The organism is Roseateles aquae, from assembly GCF_032337115.1.
GTDB lineage: Bacteria > Pseudomonadota > Gammaproteobacteria > Burkholderiales > Burkholderiaceae_C > Roseateles_C > Roseateles_C aquae.
Genome location: NZ_JAVXZY010000009.1, coordinates 127,912 through 153,761 on the forward strand (window position 1 = coordinate 127,912; position 25,850 = coordinate 153,761).

18 protein-coding genes and 1 tRNA gene are annotated in these 25,850 nt (G+C 66.5%); 10 read left to right on the plus strand and 9 right to left on the minus strand.

The annotated features are described in order from the left end of the window. Window positions 1–59: 59 nt before the first annotated feature. The 4 genes from RQP53_RS19565 to RQP53_RS19580 form a co-directional block, all read right to left on the minus strand. Window positions 60–2,000 (minus strand): hypothetical protein, encoded by a 1,941-nt coding sequence (locus RQP53_RS19565; protein WP_315652370.1) that lies wholly within the window; start codon window positions 1,998–2,000, stop codon window positions 60–62. Window positions 2,001–2,131: 131 nt separating this feature from the next. Continuing rightward, window positions 2,132–3,703: an ABC transporter substrate-binding protein gene (locus RQP53_RS19570; RefSeq protein WP_315652371.1), complete on the minus strand. Its 1,572-nt coding sequence runs from the start codon at window positions 3,701–3,703 to the stop codon at window positions 2,132–2,134. Between the two features lie 92 nt (window positions 3,704–3,795). Next, window positions 3,796–5,034 (minus strand): cyclic di-GMP phosphodiesterase, encoded by a 1,239-nt coding sequence (locus tag RQP53_RS19575; protein ID WP_315652372.1) that lies wholly within the window; start codon window positions 5,032–5,034, stop codon window positions 3,796–3,798. Between the two features lie 139 nt (window positions 5,035–5,173). Beyond that, window positions 5,174–5,818: a c-type cytochrome gene (locus RQP53_RS19580; protein WP_315652373.1), complete on the minus strand. Its 645-nt coding sequence runs from the start codon at window positions 5,816–5,818 to the stop codon at window positions 5,174–5,176. Between the two features lie 86 nt (window positions 5,819–5,904). Between RQP53_RS19580 and RQP53_RS19585 the strand changes: the two genes are divergently transcribed. Genes RQP53_RS19585 through RQP53_RS19600 form a run of 4 tightly spaced genes read left to right on the plus strand, consistent with a single transcriptional unit; the run spans window position 5,905 to window position 9,712 of the window. Next, complete coding sequence (locus tag RQP53_RS19585) at window positions 5,905–6,759, plus strand: AAA family ATPase (protein WP_315652374.1); 855 nt, start codon at window positions 5,905–5,907, stop codon at window positions 6,757–6,759. Next, window positions 6,759–6,980, plus strand: a complete 222-nt coding sequence (locus RQP53_RS19590; RefSeq protein WP_315652375.1) for a hypothetical protein — start codon at window positions 6,759–6,761, stop codon at window positions 6,978–6,980. The genes RQP53_RS19585 and RQP53_RS19590 overlap by 1 nt, the downstream gene beginning before the upstream one ends. A gap of 20 nt (window positions 6,981–7,000) precedes the next feature. Continuing rightward, on the plus strand, window positions 7,001–7,600 hold the full coding sequence (locus RQP53_RS19595) for a GNAT family N-acetyltransferase (RefSeq protein WP_315652376.1): 600 nt from the start codon (window positions 7,001–7,003) through the stop codon (window positions 7,598–7,600). Window positions 7,601–7,636: 36 nt separating this feature from the next. Beyond that, a complete protein-coding gene (locus tag RQP53_RS19600; protein WP_315652377.1) occupies window positions 7,637–9,712 on the plus strand; it encodes a S9 family peptidase in 2,076 nt (691 codons plus the stop codon). Window position 9,713: 1 nt separating this feature from the next. Here the strand turns inward: RQP53_RS19600 and RQP53_RS19605 are convergent, their stop codons facing one another. After that, window positions 9,714–10,991 (minus strand): sensor domain-containing phosphodiesterase, encoded by a 1,278-nt coding sequence (locus tag RQP53_RS19605; protein ID WP_315652378.1) that lies wholly within the window; start codon window positions 10,989–10,991, stop codon window positions 9,714–9,716. Between the two features lie 140 nt (window positions 10,992–11,131). On the opposite strand from RQP53_RS19605, the gene RQP53_RS19610 reads away from it, so the two are divergent. The 5 genes from RQP53_RS19610 to RQP53_RS19630 all read left to right on the plus strand — a co-directional run bounded on the left by RQP53_RS19610 (window position 11,132) and on the right by RQP53_RS19630 (window position 20,327). Next, window positions 11,132–12,313 (plus strand): vWA domain-containing protein, encoded by a 1,182-nt coding sequence (locus RQP53_RS19610; RefSeq protein ID WP_315652379.1) that lies wholly within the window; start codon window positions 11,132–11,134, stop codon window positions 12,311–12,313. After that, window positions 12,310–14,211 (plus strand): autotransporter assembly complex protein TamA, encoded by a 1,902-nt coding sequence (locus RQP53_RS19615; RefSeq protein WP_315652380.1) that lies wholly within the window; start codon window positions 12,310–12,312, stop codon window positions 14,209–14,211. The genes RQP53_RS19610 and RQP53_RS19615 overlap by 4 nt, the downstream gene beginning before the upstream one ends. Further along, window positions 14,208–18,485, plus strand: a complete 4,278-nt coding sequence (locus RQP53_RS19620) for a translocation/assembly module TamB domain-containing protein (RefSeq protein WP_315652381.1) — start codon at window positions 14,208–14,210, stop codon at window positions 18,483–18,485. Before RQP53_RS19615 ends, RQP53_RS19620 begins: the two co-directional genes overlap by 4 nt. 115 nt (window positions 18,486–18,600) lie before the next feature. Further along, window positions 18,601–20,172 (plus strand): eCIS core domain-containing protein, encoded by a 1,572-nt coding sequence (locus RQP53_RS19625; RefSeq protein WP_315652382.1) that lies wholly within the window; start codon window positions 18,601–18,603, stop codon window positions 20,170–20,172. A gap of 80 nt (window positions 20,173–20,252) precedes the next feature. After that, window positions 20,253–20,327, plus strand: a tRNA-Arg gene (locus RQP53_RS19630). A gap of 167 nt (window positions 20,328–20,494) precedes the next feature. On the opposite strand, the gene phbB is transcribed toward RQP53_RS19630, so the two are convergent. The 3 genes from phbB to phaC form a co-directional block, all read right to left on the minus strand. Continuing rightward, a complete protein-coding gene (phbB, locus tag RQP53_RS19635; protein WP_315652383.1) occupies window positions 20,495–21,232 on the minus strand; it encodes an acetoacetyl-CoA reductase in 738 nt (245 codons plus the stop codon). A gap of 457 nt (window positions 21,233–21,689) precedes the next feature. After that, window positions 21,690–22,871 carry an acetyl-CoA C-acetyltransferase gene (locus tag RQP53_RS19640; protein ID WP_315652384.1) on the minus strand — a complete coding sequence of 394 codons (1,182 nt, stop codon included), beginning with the start codon at window positions 22,869–22,871 and terminating at the stop codon, window positions 21,690–21,692. A gap of 110 nt (window positions 22,872–22,981) precedes the next feature. Next, window positions 22,982–24,730, minus strand: a complete 1,749-nt coding sequence (phaC, locus tag RQP53_RS19645) for a class I poly(R)-hydroxyalkanoic acid synthase (protein ID WP_434064127.1) — start codon at window positions 24,728–24,730, stop codon at window positions 22,982–22,984. A gap of 118 nt (window positions 24,731–24,848) precedes the next feature. On the opposite strand from phaC, the gene RQP53_RS19650 reads away from it, so the two are divergent. Then, on the plus strand, window positions 24,849–25,142 hold the full coding sequence (locus RQP53_RS19650) for a hypothetical protein (RefSeq protein WP_315652385.1): 294 nt from the start codon (window positions 24,849–24,851) through the stop codon (window positions 25,140–25,142). Here the strand turns inward: RQP53_RS19650 and pgeF are convergent. Beyond that, entirely contained in the window at window positions 25,074–25,844 is a 771-nt protein-coding gene (gene pgeF / locus RQP53_RS19655) for a peptidoglycan editing factor PgeF (RefSeq protein WP_315652386.1), read from the minus strand. The two genes, RQP53_RS19650 and pgeF, sit on opposite strands and share 69 nt — an antisense overlap. Window positions 25,845–25,850: the final 6 nt, after the last annotated feature.

A 25,850-nucleotide genomic window follows, 5' to 3' on the forward strand; every position in this document is an offset into this window, starting at 1 on the left:
TTATCGCGCAGCCACACCGGCCTATCGTTGCCAGCGTGTTTCTGAATGCAAAACTTGAGCTACTGCAAGCTGTACTTGCTCAGGTAACGGTGGCCTTGCGAGTCCTGCGAGCCCAGCCACAGCTCGTACTTGCTGGGCAGGACGGACAGGCTGGGCGCCGGCAGGACCAGCGTGGTGCTGGGCGGCAGCGGCACCGTGTGGTCGATGATCTGCGGGGCGCTGCTGTCATCGCTGATGACGCTGCGCAGGCTGATCAGGCGCTGATCGGGATTGGCCTTGGCCCAGGCCGCCCAGTTGACCGTCATGCCCAACAGCAGGTTGCTGCCCTTCAGCGGCGCTGTCGCGCTGACCCCATCGAGTGTCGGGAAGCGTCCAGGCAGGTAGTCGACCGGCACATCGGCGCGCAACCAGGCATTGCGTGTCACCGCGGCGCCGGCCAGGGTGTAGGAGGCGATGTACTTGGCCCCCTTGAGCACATCGGCGGCGCCAATCCAGCCGAGCGTGCCACGGCGCAGCACATGATCGCCGGCGCCACCGCTGGCCGCCGTGCTGGTGCTGCCTGGCGTGGCAGAGAGGCAGAGGTAGTTCAAGGTGCACTGGGCCAGCGCCATGCTGAAGCCACCCGGGGTCTGCACCGTCGCGCTGTCCAGCTGCTTGACCGGTGGCGAGTCGGCATTGTAGGAGCCCAGCAGCACCTGCACGCCGGGTATCGGATTGAGCGGCAGGCTCGCACTGACCGCGCCGTCGGCCGCGAACTCGGTCCACAGCAAGGGATGAATCGCAAATTCCAGCGGCTTGCCATTGCCGATCAGCGACCAGTTCGGCACACCAGCAGCGGGTGCCTTGGTGTACTTGACCGCGTCGTTGTAGATCTCGACGACGGCACCGCTGCTGTCGGTGATGGGTGCCGACACCAGCACCCGGCTGCAGCTGCCGCCGGTGGCCAGCGTGTCGTCGGCGCAACCGGTCAGCTGCCAGCGGCCGAATTGGCGGTTCTTGCTGGCCAGATCGGCCAGCAGTATGGCCAGCGTGCCTTTGTTGCGCCCGTTGTAGGTGTCGTAGCCGCTGACCAGCGGCGAGGCCGCAGCCGTCGTTGCCGTCAGCCCCGTCGCGATCAGCTTGTTCAGGGCTGCGCTCAAGTCATCGAGATTGCCCAGCAAGAGCATGGTCGCGGTGGCGCTGGTCGTGCCCTTGAGCGTCGAGGTGATCGCATTGGCCGGTGCGGCGTCGGTGGTCTTGGCCAGCTCGGTCTTGGCCGTGGCCAGGTCCACCACCACCTCGGGCGCGCTGCTGGGCAGCAGCTTGTTGCTCAGATGCAGTTCCTCTGCACCCTTGGTGTTGTGCACCAGATGGACCCGCAGGCCCTCGAGCAGCAGATCCTGGGCCCCCTTGGTGGCGCTGAAACCGGCGTCGTTGAACAGGTCGAGCGAGGCCGGCGTGGTGATCTTGACGTCGGTCAGGTTGTTCTTGATCAGCGTCTTCAGGAAATCCGCGGCCGGCGTCAGCGCCGTCAAGCCGGTGATGGTGCTGGCGCTGGTCTTGGCAGCGGCGAAGACGGTCGCCGGATCGGTGCCCAGCTGCATGGCCAGACTGGCATTGCTCAGCGTGGTGACGTTGGCCACCATGGTGGCAGCCAGCACCGGCGCTACCGAGTGCAGCACCTGCATATTGCCAGCGGCGTCCATGCCGCGGGCTTGCACCAGCAGCGGCGCGGTCGGTGTCTTGGTCGTCAGCGTCAGGCTGTAGCTGCCGTCGACCGGATGCGCGGTGGCACTGCCCACGGCGGCGCCCGTGCCATCAACGACGCTCACTTGCGCGCCCAGCAATGGCGAGCCCACCGCCAGCACGCCGCTGAGCTTGGGCTCGGTGCTGAAGCCGGGCGTGGTGGTATCCGCGCTGCCGCCGCCGCCGCTGCCGCACGCAGCCAGCAACAAGCTCAGGCCCAGCGGAGCAAGAACAGTGAGATATCGAGCGGGGTCGGGGGCAAAGCGAAATGACATGACATGGCCTCGGCAGGCCCTTCAACAGGCCGTTGCCCGCAGTGTCGGCCAGGGCCAGCCCGGTCAATGCCCGATGAAGCGGCGGCGAAGCCGGCCAAATCCAGACCAGCACCGCAGCCTTGTCCGGCGCCTCAGCGCTTGATCTGCACCCAGGCAAACTCGAGCCAGTTGTCGGCCCGGTGTGTCGGCGTCACCGTCTCGCGCGCTGCCCACGGAATCATCTGCCGGTGCAACGGAATCAGGTGAACCTGCTCGCGGTACTCGGCCAGCGCGGTCTTGATCAACTGCTCGCGCTTCTTCGGGTCGGGCTCGACGCTGGACTGGGCGGCCAGCTGGTCAAAGCGATCGTTGATGACCAGGCCGTAGTTGTAGGAACCGATGCCCTTGTCGCCCCGGTTGCGCAACACGGCGGTCATCGTCGTCTCGGCATCGGTGATGGCACCGCCCCAGCCCAGCATGAAGAGGCTGGTGTCGTACTTCTCCAGCTTGGGGAAGTACAAGACCCGTGGCATCGCATTGACCCGTACCTTGATCTTCAGCTGCGACCACATGCTGGCCAGTGCCAAGCAGATCGACTCGTCGTTGATATAGCGGTTGTTCGGGCAGTCCAGCGTCACTTCAAAGCCATCGGCATAGCCAGCCTCGGCCATCAATTTGCGCGCACCGGCAACATCCAGCGGCAGCCGTGCCTCCAGCGCTGCATCGCTGTAGGCGCCCAGCGGCGAAGAAGTCAGGCCGCCGGTGGGCATGCTCATGCCATTCATCAGCTTCTGCCGGATCGCCTCGATGTCGATGGCCTGGTACATGGCCCGGCGCACGCGGATGTCCTTGAACGGATTCTTGTCACCAGGCACCTTGGCATGCAGCAGCTTGTCGCGCATCTGGTCCATGCCAATGAAGATGATGCGGTTCTCGGGGCCTTCATAAACACGCACACCTGGCGTGTTACGCAGCCGCGGCACATCGCGCGGCGCCGGATCCAGCACCAGATCGATCTCGCCGGACACCAGCGCAGCCAGGCGCGTCGCGTCGTTGGTGATCGGCGTGTAGACGACCTCCTGCACATTGCCTTCAAAGCTGCCCCACCAGTGCGGATTGCGTTCGTAGACGGTCTTGATCCCGGGCTGGCGACTGACCAGCTTGTAGGGGCCCGTGCCATTGGCATGCAGGCTGGTGTAGCCCTCCTCGCGATTCTTGAAGTCCAGCGGCCGCAGCGCACGGTGCTGCTCGCACCAGCGCTTGCTCATCATCCACATCAGGTCCAGATGCTGCAGCACGATGGGGTTGAACGCGCTCAGCTGCAACTCCACCGTGTAGTCGTCGATCTTGCGCGGCGTGCCCAGCGCGTTGGCATAGACGGCCACCTGCGAATTGGCGTCACGGGCGCGTTGCAGCGAGAAGACCACGTCATCCGCCGTGAACGGCGAGCCATCGTGGAACTTGACGCCCTGGCGCAACTTAAATCGCCACAGCAGCGGCGACAGCTGCGTCCACTCGGCAGCCAGACCCGGCACGATGCGCAGCTGCTTGTCACGGCTGACCAAACGCTCATAGACCTGGCCATTGGCCATATTGGTCATCAGCTCGTTCTGCGAATGCGGATCCATGGTCTGCGGATCCCCCTGGCTGGACCAGCGCAATGTTTGCGCCTGGGCCAGGCCCAGCGCCAGGCCGCAAACAGCCAGCAACAGCCATCGTTTCATCGAATAGGTCCTCGGCAGGGGAAGCACAGCGCGAGTGTAGGCAGCGCTCGCTGCCGCGGGGCTAGTGTTTAGCCTCAGGCGGCTGGGCCGGCTCAGCGGCCGCCTGGCTTCATCCAGAGATCGTCCAGATGGGCGAACTTCCAGTCTTCCGGGCTTTCGCGCGAGACGATGCGGTCATTGCAGTTGGGCAGGCTCAGATCGAGCAGCTCGGTGGGTATGGGCATCTGCGACTTGGTCGAGAAAAACACCCGCACCAGCGGCGAGGTCAGCTTGACCGGGCTTTGGTCAACGACGACGGCCAGCCGGCCCGAATGCAGCTTCACCAAGGTGCCGACCGGATAAATGCCCACGCTTTTCACAAAGGCCTGGAACACCGCAGGATCGAAATGGCCGGCCCACTGCGCCATGCGCTGGATGGAGCCGGCCGGATCCCAGGCCGCCTTGTAGGGCCGCGTCGAGGTGATGGCGTCATAGACATCGCAGACCGCGCCCATCTTGGCCAGCAGGCTGAGCTGCTCGCCCTTGAGCTTCTTCGGATAGCCGCTGCCATCGATCTTCTCGTGATGGTGCAGGCAGACATCGAGCGCCCCATCGGGCACCCCCGAGCCTTCGAGCAGCATGTCGTGGCCGCGCACCGGATGCGAACGCATGATGTCGAACTCGGCATCGGTCAGCTGGCCCGGCTTGTTCAGCACCTCGAGGGGCATGGCCATCTTGCCGACATCATGCAAAAGTCCGGCCAGCCCCGCCTCGCGGGTCTGCGCTTCGTTGAGCCCCAGCTGGCGCGACAGCGACACCATCAGCGCGCAAACGGCCACCGAGTGCATATAGGTGTAGTCGTCCTTGGTCTTGAGACGCGCCAGGCTGATCAGCGCCGACGGGTTGCGCGAGACCGAATTGGCCACGTCCTCGACCAGCGGCAGGCAGCCCTCGGCCGCAATCGCCTTGCCCAGACGCGCCTCGCCGAACAGATTCATCACCGCCTGACGCGAACGGTTGACGATTTGCGCCGCGCGGCCCATCTCGTCTTTCAATGAGGCCTTGCTCGGCAGCGGCTCGGCAGGCAGCACCGGCGGGGGCGGCTCGGGCGCTGGCGCCGGTGCCGGCGGCAGTTCCACCACGGGTACCAAGGGTTCCTTGGGCTGAACGTCGGAACCCTTGCTGACATCGATCCAGACGGCCGGCACCCCGCTCTTCAGCAGCGCGTCCAGATCGGACTGCTCACGCAGCACGAACTTGGTCTTCCAGAAGGGATGGGACAACCACGACCCCTCCATGGACTGGAGGTACATGCCCAGGGTCACGTCGTAAGTCGGAATCTTCTTGAGCATGGACGCTTGCGAAGGAAAAGCCGGCAGCCTGTATATCGCCCGAGTATCGAGGCTGAAGCCCGCCGATGAAAGCGCAAACAGACGCAAAAAAGCCGCCCCGAAGGCGGCTTTTCTCACAATCTGATCAGATTGCGGCGTTTCAGCGCATCTTGCTTTGCGGCACGGTGCGCAGTTCGCCGGGCAGCGAAGCCAGATACTTGGCCAGTGCCTTCAACTCATCGTGGCTGAACTGCTTGACCTGACCGGCCATGATGGCGTTGCCACGGCCGACATAGGCCTTGTCGGTGGTCTGGTAAGCCTTCAGCGCCACATACAGATAGTCGGCATGCTGACCGGCCAGCTTGGGGTAGGCGCCGTCGATCGGTTTGCTGAAGTTGGCCCCGTGGCAGGACGCGCAAGCGCCCTTGGTCAGCAATTCCTGCACCTGGGCGCTGGCCGCTGCGGCCGCCTCGGGCGCGGCCGGGGCCTTGGCCTGCTGTTCGTAGAAGGCGGAGATGTCGGCGATGTCCTGGTCGCTCAGCGACTGGGCGATGCCACGCATCGTCGGGTGCTTGCGCTCGCCCTTGGCGTAGGCCGTCAGCGCGGAGGCGATGTACTTGGCGTTCTGGCCAGCAATCATCGGCACCTTGTGCACTTCGGGAAAGGTGGCCTGATAGCCCGGGATGCCGTGGCAGCCGATGCACATGGCAATCTTGGTCTCACCGGCCTTGATGTCCTGAGCCTGCGCCAGGCTGGCAACAGCGGTAGCGGCGAGAGCGAGGGCGATATGCAGAAGTTTTTTCATGATCCCGAAGTCTTGATCTGACACCGGGGCGCATTATAGGCACCACCTTATACTGGCCCGACCCAGTACAGACCTTGATCCAGCCCATGAAGTTTGCAGGTTCCTCGCAGTACGTCGCCACCGACGATCTGAAACTGGCCGTCAATGCGGCCATCGCCCTGCAAAGACCGCTGCTGGTCAAGGGCGAACCCGGCACCGGCAAGACCATGCTGGCCGAGCAAGTCGCTCAAAGCCTGGGCCTGCCACTGTTGCAATGGCACATCAAAAGCACGACCAAGGCACAGCAGGGCCTGTATGAGTACGACGCCGTCAGCCGCCTGCGCGACAGCCAGCTGGCCGCTATCGAAGGCTCGGACAAGGTCCGTCAGATCGAGAACTACATCGTCAAGGGCGTGCTCTGGCAGGCTTTCGAGGCCGATCAGCCGGTGGCCCTGCTGATCGACGAGATCGACAAGGCCGATATCGAGTTCCCCAACGATCTGCTACGCGAACTTGATCGCATGGAGTTCTATGTCTACGAGACCCGCCAGCTGATCAAGGCCCGCCATCGCCCGCTGGTCTTCATCACCTCGAACAACGAGAAAGAGCTGCCCGACGCCTTCCTGCGCCGCTGCTTCTTCCACTACATCAAGTTCCCCGAGGCCGAGACGATGCAACGCATCGTCGATGTGCACTTCCCCGGCATCAAGAAGGAACTGCTGGCCGCGGCGATGAAGACCTTCTTCGAGGTGCGCAATCTGCCGGGGCTGAAGAAGAAGCCCAGCACCTCGGAGTTGCTGGACTGGCTGAAGCTGCTGGTCGCCGAAGACATCTCGACCGAGGCACTGCAGAGCAAGGACGAAAAAGTGGCGATCCCGCCGCTGGTGGGCGCTCTGCTGAAGAACGAGCAAGACCTGACCCTGTTCGAGAAGCTGGTCTTCATGCAGCAGCGCAACCGCTGATGGACAAGCCCATCGAAGCCGCGCTGCGCGAGGGCCTGGCCGACGCGATCGGCTTTGTCGGCGGTGCGCTGGCCGGCTGGCAGCTGGCCGCCCTGCTCGGCCTGGATTTCATCAACACGCCCGGCTGGGCGCTGCCGCAGATTGCCGGCCTGGCGCTGATGCTGGTGGTCGCCGGCGTTGCACGTTGGCTGATGCGCCGGCTGCTGATCAAGCCCGTTTGAACAAGGCCAACACCCAAGCGATGAGCACCTCTCCCCTGTCCGCCTGGGTCAGCCTGCAAGGCCGGCATGCCAGCCTGCAGCCTTTGCGCCCCGAACACCTGGACGGCCTGCAGGCCGCCGCCGCCGACGGCGAGCTGCACCGGCTCTGGTACACCAGCGTCGCCGCGCCCGAGCGCATGGCCGCCGAGATCGAGCGCCGGCTGGCCCTGCATGCCGCCGGCAGCATGCTGCCCTTCACCGTCTTTGATGCCGAGGGCCGGATCGCCGGCATGACAACGTATATGAACATCGACCACGCGACGCCGCGGGTCGAGATCGGCTCGACCTGGTATGCCCGCCGTGTGCAGCGCAGCGGGCTGAATACCGAATGCAAGCTGATGCTGCTGCAGCACGCTTTCGAGCAGCTGGGCTGCAGCGCCGTCGAGTTCCGCACCCACCGGATGAACCACCAGAGCCGCCGGGCCATCGAACGCCTCGGCGCGCAGCTGGACGGCGTCCTGCGCGCCCACTTGCGCGCCAGCGACGGCACGCTGCGCGACAGCTGCGTCTACAGCATCACCGCCTTTGAATGGCCGGCCGTCAAGAGCCATCTGCAGTTCCAGCTCGACAAGCCGCGCTGACCGCTGCCCCGTTTTCTGCCTCACAAGGAGCCGCCGATGGCGAGCCAGAAGAAAGCCACTGCCCGCTTTGATGTCGAGGCGCTGTGGCACATCGAGCGCGTGGGCGCGCCCAGCCTGTCGCCGGACGGCGCCCAGGCCGTCGTGGCCAGCACCCGCTACGACATGGAGAAGAACAGCAGCAGCGCCTCGCTGTGGCTCTTGTCGACCTTGGGCGGCGAGCCGCGCGCACTGACCCAGGCCGGCGACAAGGATGCCGCCCCGCAATGGAGCCCGCGCGGCGACCTGATCGCCTTCATCGCCAAACGCGAACAGCAGGGCGAACGCGACGAGGAAAGCCAGCTCTACCTGATCCCGCCCGATGGCGGCGAGGCGCGCCGTGCGGCCGTCGTGGCCACCGGCGTCGAGGCCTTCAAGTGGTTTCCCGATGGCAAGCGCATTGCCTTCATTTCCTGGGTCTGGCCCGAGCTGCGCGGCAGCGCGGCCCAGGCGCGGGCGCTGCGCGAGTTCAAGGCGAGAAAGAGCAGCGGCTACGTCACCTCGGAGGCGCTGTACCGCTACTGGGACCACCACGTGCCCATGGGCCGGGTGCCGCATCTGCATGTGCTGGACATCGCCAGCGGCAAGGTGCGCGATTTGTTCGAAGGCAGCGGCTATGAGCTGACCCGCACCGACCCGAACGCCGACTGTTTCGACATCTCGCCCGACGGCCGGCGCATCGTCTTCGCCTGCGACCTGGCGGCCGAGAAACGCATCAGCAACCGCCACGCGCTGGCCGAGATCGAGCTGCGCGGCGGCGCGATCCGCCCGCTGCTGCAGGACGATGACTGGGACTTCAGCACGCCCGTCTACAGCCACGCCGGCCAGCATCTGGCCTTTCTGGCCAGCGAGCAGGGCCGCAAGCACACCATGCCGCGCCAGCTCGCGGTGCTGGACACCCATGGCCACTGGGCCGTGCTGTCGGAGGACTGGGACCATGTCGTCGAGGCGCCGCTGCGCTGGGATGAGGATGACCTCGGCCTGCTCTTCTGCGCCGAGGACCGCGGCCGCCGCCACCTCTGGCGCTTCGATGTGAAGACCTGCGCCGCCTTCGTGTTGTTCGAGGGCGGCCATGCCGGCGCCTTTGCGCTGCAGGCCGGCACGCTCGTCGTGCAGCACGACGGCGTCCAGCATCCGCCGCGGATCTCGGTCGTCGAGCAGGAGGGCGAGGCCGATGAAGGCCGCAGCCGCCGTATCGAGCACTTCAATGACGCGCTGATGGCGCAGCACCGTTTCTCGCGTCACGAGGAAGTCTGGTTCGAAGGCGCCCAGGGCGATGGCGTGCAGATGTGGCTGATCTACCCGCCTGACTTCGACCCACGGCGCAAATACCCGCTGATGCATGTGATCCATGGCGGGCCGCACACGGCGTTTGGTGATTCCTGGCACTTCCGCTGGAACCACCAGGTCTTTGCGGCCGAAGGCTATGTGGTCGCCTGCGTCAACTATCACGGCTCATCGAGCTTTGGCCACGCCTTCCTCGACGCCATCACCCACCGCTGGGGCGAACTGGAGCTGCAGGACATCGAGGCGGCCACCGACTGGCTGCTCCAAAAGCCCTTCATCGACCCGACGCGCCTCTACGCCACCGGCGGCTCCTATGGCGGCTATATGGTGGCCTGGATGAATGGTCATGTGGCACCGGGGCGCTACCAGGCCTATGTCTGCCATGCCGGCTGCTACGACTGGCAGGCCATGTTTGCCGACGATGCCTACAACTGGCATGCCCGCGAACTCGGCGCCTGGTACTGGGACGATCCGGCCAAAGTGGCCTCGCAAAGCCCGCACAGCTTCGCCCAGCACATGCAGACGCCCACGCTGGTGATCCACGGCGCCAAGGACTACCGCGTGCCCGATGCCCAGGGCCTGGCCTACTACAACACGCTGAAGGCGCGCGGCGTCGATGCGCGGCTGCTCTGGTTCCCGGACGAAAACCACTGGGTGCTGAAGCCGGCCAATAGCCAGCTCTGGTACCAGGAGTTCTTCGCCTGGCTGCAGGCGCACCAGGGCAAGCCCAAACGTGCCGGCGCCCGCCAGGCCGCAGCAACGAAAAAGCCGGCAGCGCGTCGACGCTGACTCAGCCGGGATCGACCTGGCCCCAGTCGACATCGGCGCAGAGCACACGCAGCCGGCCGTCCTGCCAGAAGGCCAGCGACAGCGTGATGCACATTCGGGCGCCATGCAGGCTCAGATAGGGCCGCGTCACCTGCACCTCGCCGACCGAATCGATCGCGCGGCGGAAGTAAGGACGCCGGGCCCAGCGGGCGTCGCCGGCGCGGTCGAGCGGCGCAAAGCGCAATTCGGCCGGGAACTGCGCGCCCGCCGGCGACACCCGTTCGCCCAGCTCCCGGCCATGCTCGTCCAGCAGGTAACAGAGCTGGGTGTTCTGCAGGCGCAGCAGCGCATCGCAGGCGTCGCGCAGGCTTCTGCCTTGCTGCAGTGGCTGCAGCGCCAAGGCCATTGCGGTGCGAAACGGTGCGATGCGCTCGTCATAGGCCTCGCGGCCGGCCAGGTGGCGCTCGTCGAACATGTCCCAGATGCTCTCCAGCACCGGGCTGACCGTCCCGGCCGGCGCCAGATCGGCCTGCGGCCGGCCAAAGGCAAAGCCCTGCACCAGATCGACGTCGGCATCCAGCGCCAGATGCGCTTCGTCGCGCGTTTCCACGCCTTCCAGCAGCACCACAGCGCCGCATTCGTGCAGCAAGGACACCATCTGCGTCAGCACCCGGGCGATGCGCGAAGAGGCCATGGCCCGCTGCAAGAGCCCGCGGTCGAGCTTGACGATCTCCGGCTTGATCCGCCAGACCCGATCGAAGTTCGAGTGGCCGGCACCGAAATCATCAAGGGCCAGCAGGCAGCCGGTCGAGCGGGCACTCTCCACCGCGGCCTCGAACTTTTGATCCTGCGCCATCACGTCTTCGGTCACTTCGAAGACCAGGCGGTGCATGGGCAAACCCAGCTGATGAACAACGTTCACCGCCGTGGCCAGCATCTCCGCCTGCTGCGAGGCGTGGACGAAGACCGCCGGGTGGATGTTCAGAAACAGCCAGCAATCGGGCACCTGCTGCGCCACGAAGTTGTGCACATGCAGCAGGCGGCACAGCCGATCCAGCATCACCTGTTCCTGGAAATTGCCGACCTGCTCAAAAGCCGCCACCGGCGACAGCGGCTGGCCGCTCTCCGAAAACACCCGGATCAAGCCCTCGTAGCCGACCGGGCGTCGATGCGGAAAGCTGTAGATGGGCTGAAAGTGGCTGCGCAAGACCTGGCCCCGGTAGCGGGCCAGCCAGCGCCCCTCTTCTTCGGAGATGGCACCGTACAGCGCCTTGAGCATCTGCTCGACTTCGACATCCATCCGCACCCCCAGGGGATTTGCGCCACCATGCTACGCGCATGACACGGCTTGGCCAGGCTCAGATTGCCCCGCCGTCCGTGCAATATGCGACATCCACCATGGATAATCGGCCGCAGCCGCTCAGGATTCAGGCCTCGCTCATGCTGATCAAGTTTTTTTACACGCTGCGTGCCGCCAAACTGCAGGTTTCGGTGCAGGAATTCCTGAGCCTGCTGGGCGCGCTGCGCCAGGGCGTGATCGCCGACGAAGGCGGCCCGACCATTGACAAGTTCTACTTCCTGGCCCGCACCTGCCTGGTCAAGGACGAAGCGCAGTTTGACAAGTTCGACCGTGCCTTCGGCGCCTACTTCAAGGGCGTGGAGATGCTGACCGACTTCAGCCAGGACGTGCCGCTGGAATGGCTGCGCCAGCATCTGGAACTGGAACTGACGCCTGAGCAAAAGGCCGCCATCGAGAAGATGGGCTGGGACGAGCTGATGGAAACGCTGAAAAAACGTTTCGAGGAACAGAAGGAGCGCCATGAGGGCGGCAACCGCTGGATAGGCACCGGCGGCACCAGCCCCTTCGGCAACAGCGGCTACAACCCGCAAGGCATACGCATCGGCGGCAAGGGTGGCAATAAAAGCGCCGTCAAGGTCTGGGAGCAGCGCGCCTACCGCGACTACGACGACAACCTCGAACTCGGCACCCGCAACATCAAGGTGGCGCTGCGCCGGCTGCGCCGCTTTGCCCGCGAGGGTTCGGAGCTGGAGCTCAATCTCGACGACACCATCCACAAGACCGCGGCCAATGCCGGCCTGCTCGACATCCGCATGCAGCCGGAGCGGCACAACAAGGTCAAGGTGCTGCTGCTGATGGACGTGGGCGGCACGATGGACGAACACATCCACCGCGTCGAGGAGCTGTTCTCGGCCGCCAAGACCGAGTTCAAGCACCTGGAGTTCTATTACTTCCACAACTGCGTCTACGACTTCGTCTGGAAGAACAATCGGCGCCGCTATGCCGAGAAGACGCCCACCTGGGACGTCATCCGCAAGTACAACAAGGACTACAAGCTGATCTTCATCGGCGACGCGACGATGAGCCCTTACGAGATCCTGCAGCCCGGCGGCAGCGTCGAGTACAACAACGAGGAGGCCGGCGCCGAGTGGCTGCAGCGCCTGCTCAACGCCTTTCCCAAGCACGCCTGGATCAACCCGGAACCGCAAGGGGTCTGGCAGTACCGGCAAAGCATCGCGCTGATCCAGCAACTGGTACACCAGAAGATGTTCCCGCTGTCCATCGCCGGGCTCGAAAGCGCGATGCGATTGCTGAGCAAATGAGGAAACACACCGGGCGCTGCGGCGCACTGCCGCTGCTGGCCCTGCTGCTGACGCTTGGATTGAGCGGCTGCGCCAGCATCAGCAAAGTCTTCGATGCGCCCAATCAGCTGATCGCCGCGGTCAGCAAGCCGCCCCAGGGCAAGCCCGCCTATGCGCTGGAGGTGAAATCGCCATCGGCCTTGCGCGAGCTGCTGCAAAAGCACATGGACCTGGCCCGCTTCCAGTACCTCGAGGGCGCCGAGCGCTTGAGCCTGGTCGAGCTGGACCGCCTCAGCGCCGCCGCGCCGGCCCAGGCCCGCGCGCTGCTGGAAACCGAGGGCTATTTCAACGCCCAGGTGCAGATCATGCGGGACGGCGATGGCTCAGCCGAGCGGCCGCTGAGCCTGACGCTGCAGGTCGACCCAGGGCCGCGCACGCTGGTGCAGGCGCTGCAGCTCGACTTCGCCGGCGCCCTGGCGCCCGCCGATGCCCCCGCCAGCAGCGAGCCGCCAAGCCACGCAGAGGCTTCCGTTCCCGGCGCCGCGGCGCTGCGCGCCGAGCTGCGCGAGCGCTGGTCGCTCAAGCCCGGCGCCGCATTCAGCCAAAGTGCCTGGTCAGAAGCCAAGAGCCAGGCCCTGGCCCATGCCCGTGCGATGGGCTATCCGCTGGCCCGCTGGTCTGCCAGCGAGGCGCGCATCGAGGCGGCCGACAACCTCGCCGAACTGCGCCTGCTGCTTGACAGCGGCCCGCTGTTCAGGCTCGGTGAGCTGCAGATCGAAGGCCTGCAGCTGCAACCGGCCGAGAGCGTGCGCCGCCTGGCCGGCTTCCAGCCCGGCCAGCCACTGACCGAGCAGCTGCTGCTGGACTACCAGGAACGGCTGCTGCGTACCCAGCTGTTCGACAGCGCCGTGGTCGACATCGTGCCGGATGCGGCGCTGGCCGACGCGGTGCCGGTGCGGGTGCGCCTGAAGGAAGCGCCACGCCAGCAGGCCACCACCGGCGTCGGCTATTTCGCCAACAGCGGCGAAAGAGTCACGCTGGAATACGTCAACCGGCTGCCGCTGGGCCTGCCCGTGCGTGCCCGCGGCAAGCTCGATCTGGGCCATCTGCTGCGCAATGCCGAGCTGGAGCTGAGCTCCCATCCGCAGCCCGATATGCAGCGCAATTTCGCCTCGCTGCAGTGGCAGAAAGACCTTTCCGCCGACGGCAATGTGACCAGCCTGAGCAGCCGCCTGGGCCGGCTGCGCGAGACCCAGCACGACGAGCGCATGCTCTATTTGGAGCTGCTGCGCTCGCGCGAGCTGACCGACCAGGGCACCGTGACCGGCGGCGCCTGGTCCGTCAACGGCCAGTGGATACGTCGCCGCGTCGACAACCCCTTGCTGCCCGAAGACGGCTACACCGCCCTGCTGCTGCTGGGTGCCGGCCGCGCCGACAACAGCATCAAGGACAGCGGCGCCTTTGCCCGCACCCAGCTCAAGCTGGGCTGGTATCAGCCGATTGGCGAGCATTGGTATGGCAGCTTGCGCAGCGAGTTTGGCAAGCTGTTTGCCGGCGCCAACACCGGCCTGCCCAACAGGCTGCTGTTCCAGGCCGGTGGCGACGATTCGGTGCGCGGCTATGGCTATCGCAGCCTGGGCCCAGTGGATGCGAAGGGCAACACCATAGGGGGCCGCGTGGTCTGGACCGGCAGCATGGAGCTGGCTCGGCCGATCAGCCTGGCCCTGCCCAGCGTCTGGGGCGCGGTGTTCATCGATGCTGGCCAGGCGGCGAACAGCCTGCGCGAGCTCAAGCCCGTCTATGGCTGGGGCGCCGGCGTGCGCTGGCGCAGCCCGGTGGGGCCGCTGCGTGTTGACCTCGCCCGCGGCCAGGCCACCGGGCAGTGGCGGGTTCATTTCAGCGTCGGGATCGCCTTGTGAATCAATTGCCGAACGATCCTGCCAAGGCCGATGCAGAGCCGTCGCCAAGCGACACCACGGCGCCCACGCCGCGACGCCGCGCCGGCCGCGCGCTGCTTTTGGGCACGCTGGCCGTGCCCGCCCTGCTGGCCGGCCTGGGCCTGGCCGCCTACTGGGCCTTGGGCAGCGAAGCCGGCTCGCGCTGGCTGCTGGCCCGGGTGCCGGGCCTGGAGGTTGATGCGCCGGCCGGCAGCCTGCTCGGCGACTTCAGCGCTCGTCAGCTGAACTGGCTGGGCAGCGATGGCACGCGCGTCAGCGTCAGCGGTCTGCGCTGGCAAGGCCTGCGGCTGGCCTGGAATGCTTCACCGCAGCTCTGGGGTGATGTGATCGCCGACAGCCTGCGTGCCGACCGGCTCAGTGTCAGCTGGGTCGGCAGCGATGCGGCGAGCCCGCCGCCCAGCGATGTGCAGCTGCCGCTGGGACTGCAGCTTGGCCGCTTGCAAATTACCGAGCTCTTGCTCCCCTCCCTCGACCAGCTGCGCCTGGAACAGCTCGATGCCACGCTGGCGCTCAGCGCCGATGGCGGCCGCGAGCACCGCGTCCAGCTGCATGGCCTGCGCTGGCAACAGCTGCAGCTGCAGGGCGATGCGCGCGTGCAGACGGGCGGCGAGATGCAGCTGCAAGCCGAGCTGAAGCTGCAGGGCCCCAACACGCCGCTGTCAGCGCTCGACGATCAGCCGCCGCTGCCCTGGCAGGCCCGGCTGCAGCTGCAAGGCCCGCTGCTCAATGCCGCGGCCCAGCTGCGCCTGCAGGCCGCCGGCCAGAGCCTGCAGGCGCAGGCCCAGCTGCGGCCCTTTGCGCCCTGGCCGCTGGCCGCGCTGAGCGCGCAGGCCAACAACTTCGACCTGGCTGCACTTCACCCGCACTGGCCACAAACACGGCTCAGCGGCCGCGCCAACCTGCAAGCCACAGCGGCGGACAAGCCGATGCGGCTGGAGCTGCAGCTCAGCAACAGTGCGGCCGGCCGCTGGGACCAGGGCAAGCTGCCGGTACAGCGCCTGCACACGACCCTGGAGCTGCTGGCCGGACAGCGCCTGCGCATCGAGCAGCTGCAGGCCGAGCTGGGCAGCGCCGCGCAAGCCGGCGGCAGCCTGAGCGCCGAGGGCCAGCTGCAGCTCGCCGCTGGCACCTCAAGCGGCGACCGGCTCAAGGCCACGCTGCATGAGGTACAGCCCGCCGCCCTTGACGGCCGCGCGGCACCGATGCGCATCCGAGGCCAGTTGCAGGCTCAGCAGGCTAAGCTGGGCGGCAACGCCCCCTTGGAGATGCAAGCCCAGCTCAGCGCCGAGCTGCAGCGCCAGGACCTGCCTGCGGCGGCGCGCCAGCTGCAGCTCCAGCTGCGCGCCAGCCTGCAGGGCCGGCAGCTGCTGGTCAGCGAGGCGCGGCTGCAGGCCGGCAGTGCCAGCGCTGCGCTGCAGGGCCAGGTCTTGCGCGAGGCTCAGGGCGGCTGGCATGCCAGTGGCAGTGCTGAGCTGAAGGAATTCGACCCGACGCTGTTCCTGCAGGCCTCCGTCATGCCCGCCGTCGTGCCCGGCAGCAGCAAGGCCACCACCGGCGCCAGCCCGCGCAATAACCAGCTCAACGCCCAGTTGGCGCTCGACCTGCAACAGGCGCCGGGCCAGCCAGGCAGGAGCGCAGCAAGCTGGCCCAGCGGCCAGGCCACGCTGCGCCTGCTGCCCGGCCTGCTCGCCGGCCAAGCGCTGGCCGGTGAGCTGCACTACCAGCGCGACGCCGGCGGCAATCAGCAGCGAGCCAGCGTGCAAGGCCAGCTGCAAGTGGCGAACAACACGCTGAAGGCCGAGCTGCAAGGCGCCGACAGCGAAGCACCGCGTCTCGATCTGAAGCTGCAGGCCGCCCAGCTGGACCGTCTGCAGCCCTTGCTGCGCCTGGCCCTGCCCGAGGCCCAGCTGGCCGGTGCGGCCGAGCTGCAGGTCCAGGCCCAGGCACAACGCACCGGCAAGCTCTGGCAGTTCAACAGCACGGCCACCGGCAGTGCCAGCGAGCTGCTGCTGCAAGCCAGCAAGGCAGCGGCACCGCTGCGCCTGGCCAAGAGCAGTCTGGCCTGGCAGGCCGACTCCCGCCTCGACGCTCCGCTGCTGCTGCAGGCCAGCGTGGATCAGCTCAAGCTCGGTGCACAGACCGTCCCGCACGCCGAGTTCAAGCTCGACGGTTCCTGGGCCAGGCACCGCCTCAGCCTGCAAAGCCAGGGCCGGCTGCCGCTGCCGGCCTGGGCTGCGCGCGCCTTGATGAAGGACGCCAGCCAGCCGGCACAGGCCCTGCTGGCCCAGCTGCAACTGGGCTTGGCCGGCAGCCTGGACCGCGCCCCCTGGCAGGCCTGGCAAGATGGCGCGCCGCTGAACTGGCAGGCCAGCGCGCTGCGCCTGCAGGCCGGCTCGCAGCCCCAGCCGGCCAGCGGCGGCAGGCCTGCAGTCCCGGCCGAGGTCTGGCTGAAGGCGCAAGACCTGGCCCTGCAGCTGCGCTGGAGCCGTGAGACAGGCCTCGGGCGGCTCTCGCTCGCGCCAGGCCGCTTGACACTGGCCGGCAATGCGGCGCTGCATTGGCAGCAGCTGTTCTGGCAGGCCGGACGCAGCCGCGACGACGCGGCCCAGCTGCAGGCCGATGTCGAACTCGAGCCGCTGGCCGTGGCACCGCTGCTGGCCTTCTGGCAGCCCGATTTCGGCTGGGGTGGCGATCTGGTTGTTGGCGGCCGCCTGCGGCTCAGCAGCACGCCGCGCACCCAGCTGGAATTGCTGCTGCAACGCCAGCGTGGCGACTTGAGCGTCACCGAAGAGCGCGGCGTCCAGGCGCTGGGCCTGAGCGAGCTGCGCCTGGCCCTCAACGCCGACAACGGCGTCTGGAGCTTCACCCAGGCGCTGGCCGGCAGCAATCTCGGCGGCCTGGGCGGCTCGCTGGTGGTGCGCGGCGATCCGGCCGCGCCCTGGCCGTCAGCCAATGCACCGCTCGAAGGGGTGCTGCAGGCCAATGTCGCCAATCTGTCCACCTGGGGCGCCTGGGTGCCGGCCGGCTGGCGGCTTGGTGGTGAGCTGCAGGCCGGCCTGAGCTTTGGCGGCACACTGGGCGCGCGCAGCATCACCGGCCGCGCCAGCGGCCAACGCATCGAGCTGCGCAATCCGCTGCAGGGCGTGGACATGCAGGGCGGCGAATTCCTGCTGACGCTGCAACCCGGCTTGATGCAGCTGGAGCAGCTGCGGCTGCGCGGCGGCGATGGCCAGATCAGCGGTCAGGGCCGCCTGCAGATGCCCGCTGGCGGCACGCCGGCACTGGACCTGCAACTACGGGCCGACCGCTTTGCCCTGCTCAAGCGGGTCGACCGCCGGCTGCTCACCAGTGGCGAGGTCCATGTGCGCGGCGGCAATCGCCAGTTCGACATCGACGGCAAGCTGCGTGTCGACGAAGGCCTGATCGATTTCTCGCGCGGCGATGCGCCCAGCCTTGACGATGACGTCAAGGTTCAGCGGCCAGAGCAGGCAGTGGCCGAGGCGGCGAGCAGCAACGACGATCCGGTCAAGGTTCATGTGCAGCTGGCCCTCGATCTGGGCGAGCAGCTCAAGCTGCGCGGCCGCGGCCTGGACACCCGGCTGCAGGGACAGCTGAGTTTCAACCAGCAGGATGGCGCACAAAGGCTCGAGGGCAAGCTGCGTACTGTCGGCGGCACCTACGATGCCTACGGTCAGAAGCTGGAGATTGAGCGTGGCGAGATCAGCTTCGCGGGCGCGGTCGACAACCCACGCCTCGATGTGCTGGCGGTGCGGCCGAACACCGATGTGCGGGTGGGCGTCACACTGACCGGCACCGCACAGGCGCCGCGCATCAAGCTCTTCTCCGAGCCCGAGCTGCCGGAGACCGACAAGCTGTCCTGGCTGGTGATGGGCCGGGCCCCCGATGGCCTGGGCCGCGCCGATACCGCGCTCTTGCAGCGCGCCGCGCTGGCCCTGCTGACCGGCGAGGGCGAAAGCAGCTCCGGCAAGCTAATGAAGAACCTCGGCCTTGACGAGCTCTCGGTCCGCCAGGGCGGCGAGGACGACACCCGCGGCACCGTGGTGCGCCTGGGCAAGCAGCTGTCGCGCCGCTGGTACCTCGGCTATGAACGCGGCATCAACGCCACCACCGGCAGCTGGCAGCTGATCTACCGCATCGCCCAGCGCTTCACGCTGCGCGCCCAATCAGGCGACGACAACGCGCTGGAGCTGATCTGGCAATGGCGCTGGGAGTGAGCTGATCAGCGCTCGCCACCGCATCTCAGCATTTTGCTGATTGGCGGCCCGGTGCGGCACCGCTAGTATTGGCCCCAGCTCCCGCAGCGCTTGGACAAGCCGGCGCCCCACCGCCATGCTGAGACAAACCGCCAAGGCCCTTCATACGGACGCCAAGCCCGCTGCCTTTGCCGCCATGCGTGCTGCGCCAGGCGCAAGCAATGATGCAGCGGCATCAGCGCATCAAAACAGCCCGAGGCAGCTGGCGCAAGGCGCCCAGATCGCTCAACTCCAGCAGCCGCCGGCGCCCTCACACAGCGAGCCGCAGCGTGCCGATCAGCTGCCACTGCCACTGCGCAGCGGCATTGCCTCACTCAGCGGCATTGACCTCGCCGATGTCCGCGTACATCGCAATTCAACGCAGCCGGCTCAGCTGCAGGCCCACGCCTTCGCCCAGGGCGCCGACATCCATCTGGCGCCCGGCCAGGACCGCCACCTGCCCCACGAAGCCTGGCACCTGGTGCAACAGCGCCAGGGCCGCGTCAACGCCAGCGCGCAACTGGCCGGTCGGGCGATCAACGACGACCCGCAGCTGGAACGCGAAGCCGACCAGATGGGCCAACGCGCTCTGCAAGCCAGCGGCGCTGCAGCCGTTGAGTTGCAACAGGGCGAGACGAGCCCAGCCGCATCCACGGTGGCCCAATGCCTTAGCGATGCCGACGCTGTGCCGGCCAACTTGCAGACCGCGCTGACCGGCTACCACGCCGACTCCGACCTGCACGTCTTCCACCGCCGCCCGGAAAGCCTGCGCAATGCCGACGGCCTGCTGACCCCGCTGGCCGGCAAGGCAACGCTGACGCGCCGGCAGCAACTCAGCCTGCTCGACGGCACCAGGCTGGTCGAGCAATGGCTGGCCACGGTGGCGGCCTCGGTGCTGACCGGCAAGGAGCTGACCCGGCGTACCGCGATGCAGACCTTGGTGCAGGAGGTCCATGCCTTTCTCGGCACCGGCGCGAACCTGGCGGCGGCCGTGCAGGCGCAAGGCGGGCAAATCGAGCACAACGCGGTGGTGCCGGATTTTGTCGCCTGGCTGCGCAAGAACGGTTTTACCGAGACACCCCCGAGCGGCGTGGAACGGCTGAACGCCGAGGGTGCGCGCCGCTATGACGAACTGAAGCGCAACTTCGAATTCCGCAACCAGCACCGGATCAAACTCAGCCCAGACGGCGCGCCGGCAGGTTCAGACTCTGACAACGTGCAAAAGCTGATCGACAACACCTACCCGCGCTACCAGACGGCCCTACGCGCGCCCGACAACGCCAGCGCCACCAAGCACCATCTGATCGAAAGCTCGCTGATCAGCGACAGCCTGGCCACGGCCACGCCCGAGGCCGTGACCCGCGAACGCTATGCGCAGACCTTTCCAGGTGGCGAGGCCGATCCGGCGGCCTTGGTGGTCGGCCAAACCTATACCGAGCAAGGCTTCATCTTCGTCGGCGGCGAACGGCCGAGCAACGCCGGCAAGCACATGATGATCACACTCACCAAGGGCTACCCGGTTGACGCACGGCGCTACTACGGCCACCGCACCGACGACAACGACAAAAAGATGCAGTGGCTGACGATGCCCGGCGCGCAGTTCCGCTACGACCGCGTCGAAGGGGCTGGCGACAAGGCCATCTATCACTTCACGCAGATCTCGCGCTGATCTCCCATTGCTGAACGGCAAGGCGCGGCTGCACTCAGGGGCCGTCGAACACGGCTAGAATTCGCGGCTGTTTTGCCCATCTCGCCGTAGTTCAATGGATAGAACGGCCGCCTCCTAAGCGGCAAATACAGGTTCGATTCCTGTCGGCGGGACCAGCGTTTCAACGCAGGCTGGTGCGAGGGTCAGAAAAAGCTGCGGCGCTCCAATGGAGCGCCGTTTTGCTTTGGAATGGCTTCCAAGGCCTGCAAACAGGAACGCCGGCTTGCAGGCCGGCGTCGTGAATCAGGCGAGCGGACATCCTCAGGATGCCCGCTGTCCTGATTCACCCCATGTGCAAGCCGCCGTTGCAGCTGAAGTCGGCGCCGGTGGTGAAGCCGGAGTCTTCACCGGCCAGCCAGGCGACGATGGCGGCGATTTCTTCGGGGGTGCCGAGGCGCTTGATGGGGATGGTGGCGACGATCTTTTCCAGCACGTCGGGGCGGATGGCCTTGACCATATCGGTGCCGATATAGCCCGGGCTCACCGTGTTCACCGTCACGCCCTTGCTGGCCACTTCCTGGGCCAGGGCCATGGTGAAGCCGTGCATGCCGGCCTTGGCGGCCGAGTAGTTGGTCTGGCCGAACTGGCCCTTCTCGCCGTTGACCGAGCTGATGTTGATGATGCGGCCCCAGCCCCGGTCCAGCATGTCTTCGATGACCTGCTTGGTGACGTTGAACATCGAGTTCAGGTTGGTGTCGATCACCGCATCCCAGTCGGCGCGGCTCATCTTGCGGAACATGCCGTCACGGGTGATGCCGGCGTTGTTGACCAGCACATCGATCGGGCCATGTTCGGCCTTGACCTTGGCGAAGGCGGCCACGGTCGAATCCCAGTCGGCCACATTGCCGACCGAGGCGTAGAAGGTGTAGCCCAGCGCAGACTGCTCGCTCAACCACTTGTCGAAATCGCGGCTCGGGCCGCAGCCGGCGATAACCTTGAAACCTTCCTTGTGCAGGCGTTGGCACATCGCGGTGCCGATACCACCCATGCCGCCGGTGACGTAGGCAATCTTCTGGCTCATGCTTATCTCCTTGGCCTCTCTATGGCCTGTACTTCGCTTCTGCCGTGGCGAGCGTCGCGTCTCACACGCTCCAAACCGGCAGACTCATCTGATGCAGAAGACGCGTTCCTAGCCTCGCGTGCTGTCGCCAAGGGGTCAAGGGGGTTGCCCCTAGGCCCGTCGGTCGCTCACCACGCGAGCCTTGTTAGGGCCTGTTAACACTGCGTCTGCCTGTGCGAGAGAGGCTCCAAGGGCCCCAATCTAGGCGGACGACGACGCCCAGGCTGGCCGCCTGGGCTAGGAGTTCAACAACGAGTGGGGCCCTTGGAGCCCCTCTCCCGGAGGGTTGCCGCACAAATCGCCGTGCACGTCGTTGCAAAGCCTCGCCGGGGAAAGGGCCCCGGCGTCGTTTTGCGCCTAGTTCACGGCGATTTGTGAGGCAACGCATCATGCAGACGGAGTGTCAACAGGCCCTAGTTCAACGCTCGATCGTCAGTGCCACGCCCATGCCGCCGCCGATGCACAGCGAGGCAATGCCCTTCTTGGCGTCGCGGCGCTGCATCTCGTGCAGCAGTGTCACCAGGATGCGTGCACCGGAGGCGCCGATTGGGTGGCCCAGCGCGATCGCGCCGCCGTTGACATTGACCTTGCTCAGGTCCCAGCCCATTTCCTGATGCACGGCACAGGCCTGGGCAGCGAAGGCTTCGTTGATCTCCAGCAGGTCCAGGTCCTGAGCCTTCCAGCCGGCACGCTCCAGCGCCTTGCGGGCGGCCGGCACCGGGCCCATGCCCATGGTGGCAGGGTCCAGGCCGGCGCTGGCGTAGGAGGCAATACGGCCGAGCGGCTTGAGGCCCAGCGCGGCGGCCTTGGCGGCGCTCATCAGCACCAGGCCAGCGGCGCCGTCGTTCAGACCGGAGGCGTTGCCGGCGGTAACGCTGCCGGCCTTGTCAAAGGCCGGGCGCAGGCCGGCCAGGGCCTCGGCCGTGCTCTTGCGGTTGATGAACTCGTCGGCCTCGAAGACGATGGGATCACCCTTCTTCTGCGCAATGCTGAAGGGCACGATCTCGTCCTTGAAGCGGCCGGCATCCTGGGCCGCGGCGGCCTTTTGCTGCGAGGCCAGCGCCAGTGCGTCCTGGGCTTCGCGGCTGATGCTGTACTGCTTGGCCACGTTTTCGGCGGTGATGCCCATGTGGTACTGGTTGTAGACGTCCCAGAGGCCATCGACGATCATGGTGTCGACCAACTTCCAGTCGCCCATGCGCTGGCCGTCGCGCGAGCCGGGCAGCACATGCGGTGCCAGGCTCATGTTTTCCTGGCCACCGGCAATGATGATCTCGGAATCGCCATCACGAATCGCCTGCGCGGCCAGCATCACCGCCTTCAGGCCAGAGCCGCAGACCTTGTTGATCGTCATCGCCGGCACTTCCTTGGGCAGGCCGGACTTGATCACCGTCTGACGCGCCGGGTTCTGGCCCGAACCTGCGGTGAGCACCTGACCGAGGATGACTTCGCCGATCTGGCCGCCTTCCAGGCCGCTGCGGCGCAGCAGATCGCGCACCACCGCGGCGCCGAGTTCAGGCGCTGCCGTCTTGGCGAGCGTGCCGCCGAACTTGCCAATGGCGGTACGCGCCGCGGCCACGATCACGATGTCTGTCGTCATGCTGTTCTCCAGGATGTCAATGCTTGCTAACCAGTATTATGCGCGGCAAATATGGCAGTCTCGTGAGCCAGGCTCAGCCGCTGAGCCTGCAAGATGTGTCAATCAGCAACTCAGGCTTTCTGCTTGACGTAGCGGCCCGGTGCCGGCTCGATGGCCTTGTACTTGCGGTTGCCCGGCGCCTTCGGTGCGGGCTTGCTCTCGCCGGCATGCTGGCCCAGCCAGTTCGACCAGTCGGTCCACCAGCTGCCTGGATGTTCCACCGCGCCTTCGAACCATTTGTTGTGATCGGCCGGCAGCGCGGCCGTCTTGCCGATCCAGTGGCTGCGCTTGCCCTTGGCCGGCGGGTTGATCACGCCGGCGATATGGCCGGAGGCGCCGAGCACAAAGCGCTTCTCGCCCTTGAAGACCTGGGTCGAACGGTAGGCGGCATCCCAGGGCACGATATGGTCTTCGCGCGAGCCGTAGATATAGACCGGCGCCTGGATCTTGCCCAGGTCCAGCTTCTCGCCACAGACGGTCAGCCGCCCGGGCAGCTTCAGCTCGTTCTGCAGATAGGTGTGGCGCAGGTACCAGCAGTACATCGGGCCGGGCATATTGGTCGAGTCGCCGTTCCAGTACAGCAGGTCGAAGGCCGGTGGGGCTTCACCCTTCAGATAGTTGCCGACCACATAGTTCCAGACCAGATCATTGGGGCGCAGGAAGCTGAAGGTGGTGGCCAACTCCTGGCCCTTCAAGAGGCCCGGGCCCTTGGGCGCGTCGGGGCCCAGCGTCATATCGCGCAGCTTGACCGATTGCTCATCGACGAAGAGGTCGAGCACGCCGTTACTGGCGAAGTCGATCAGCGTGGTCAGCAGCGTGACGCTAGCCGCCGGCTGCTCGCCACGTGCCGCGAGCACGCCCAGCGCCGTCGCCAGGATGGTGCCGCCGACGCAGAAGCCCAGCGTGTTGATCTGCTCGCTGCCCGTAATCTCCTGCACCACCTGGATGGCCTGGATGGCGGCGCCTTCGACGTAGTCATCCCAGGTCCAGTGCACGCAGCTCTCGTCCGGATTGCGCCAGCTGACCACAAAGGTGCGATGGCCCTGCTCGACCGCATAGCGGATCAGCGAGTTCTCCGGCTGCAGGTCAAGGATGTAGAACTTGTTGATGCAGGGCGGCACCATCAGGAAGGGCCGCTCGTGCACCTGTTTGGTCAGCGGCTTGTATTCGATCAGCTGGAAGAACTCGTTCTCGAACACCACATCGCCGGCGGTGGTGGCGACGTTCTTGCCGACTTCAAAGGCACGCTCGTCGGTCTGCGAGACATGGCCGCGCTGGATGTCGGCCAGCAGCAGCTGCATGCCCTTGGCAATGCTCTCGCCCTGGGTTTGCAGGGCCAGCTGCTGCGCTTCGGGGTTCAGCGCCAGGAAGTTGCTCGGCGCCGCGGCGTCGATCATCTGCTGGACGGCAAAGCGGATGCGCGCGCGGGTCTTCTCATCGCCCTGCACCTGCTCGGCCATGCGGTTCAGCGTCTGCGCATTGAGCAGATAGAGCTGGGCGGTGAAGCTGGAGGCCGGGTTGCTGGTCCAGGACGGATCGGCAAAGCGGCGGTCCTTCAACTTGGGCGCGGCCTCGGCCGGCTTTTGCGTGACCGCTTCGTTCCACAGCGCGCTGGCCTGCTTCACATAGTCGGCCTGCAACTGGGCCCAGGATTGCACCGGAATCTGCAGGCCGCTGAACACCTTCCAGGCCTCACCGACGCCGGCAGCCATTTCGGAGGCCATCTCACCGGCCTTCTCTACCGCCTGTTCCACCGCTTCTTCGGCAGCCTTGCCAAGCGCCAGGGGATCAGGAAGGACAGGCTTGCTCTTTTGCTTCATCAGTTTCCTCGGTCATTCACACGCTCACTGCATGCTCAGCCAATGAGCCAGGCAAGGAGCTTGCCACATCTGCTGTTGTACCCTTGGAAACTTACCTTCTTATGACTGTTGGATTCAGATGTATCTGCTTGCAATCGGCTGGCTCTATGTGGCACTGATGATGGCCCTGGCCGAGGGCACCAGCACCCAGGGGAGCTGGCTGGGCGCCTTCTTCACCTTTTTGCTCTACGGCCTGCTGCCGATTTCCATCATGCTTTACCTGCTGGGCTCGCCCTCGCGCCGGGCGGTGCGCCGAAAGGCAGAACAGGCCGAGCAGGCGCAAGCAACAGAGGCCGTGGCCGCCTCAACGCAGCCGGATGGCGGCGACCATGCGGCCGCTGAGCCGCTCGCGCCGGTAGGAAAAGAACCGTGAGGGCTCGCTGACGGTGCACCAGTGCCCGCCGCTGATGCGACTCACACCGGCCTCGTGCAGATGCTGGCGGGCCAGGCGCAGCAGATCGCCGCGCCAGCGCGGCTCACCGGCGGTGTTAGGCCGGTAGGCAAAGGCATCGGCATCCTGGCCCGGCACTGGCTCGCGGCCAAAGGCCTGCAGCACCTCGGCCCCGACCTCGAAGGCCTCGGCACCGATGCAGGCGCCCAGCCAGGCCTGGATGTCGCGCGGCTGGCAGTCGCTGGCCTCACACAGCGCTGCGATGGAGTTTTCCAGCACGCCGCCGGCCAGCCCGCGCCAGCCGGCATGGGCGCCGCCCACCGCGCGCGGCGCAGCGAACAGCACCGGCAGGCAGTCGGCCACCTGAATGGCCACGCCGACGCGCGGATCGCTGCTGACCGCGGCGTCGGCCTTGTAGCTCTTGGCGCCAGGCAAGGCCTGCTCGGGCTTCAGACGCAGCACCGCAGCGCCATGAACCTGGTTCAAGAACACCAGCGGCGCCCCCAGCGCCTGGGCCACCCGCTCGCGGTTCTCGGCCACCAGGGCCGGCTCGTCATGCACAGCGCTGCCGACATTCATGCTGGCATAGGGCCCGCGGCTGACGCCACCGGCCCGCGTTGTCATGAAGGCCTCACAGTGCGACGCGGCCCAGTCGGGGCGCAGCCAGTCGGGATCGGCGCTCATCGGCTG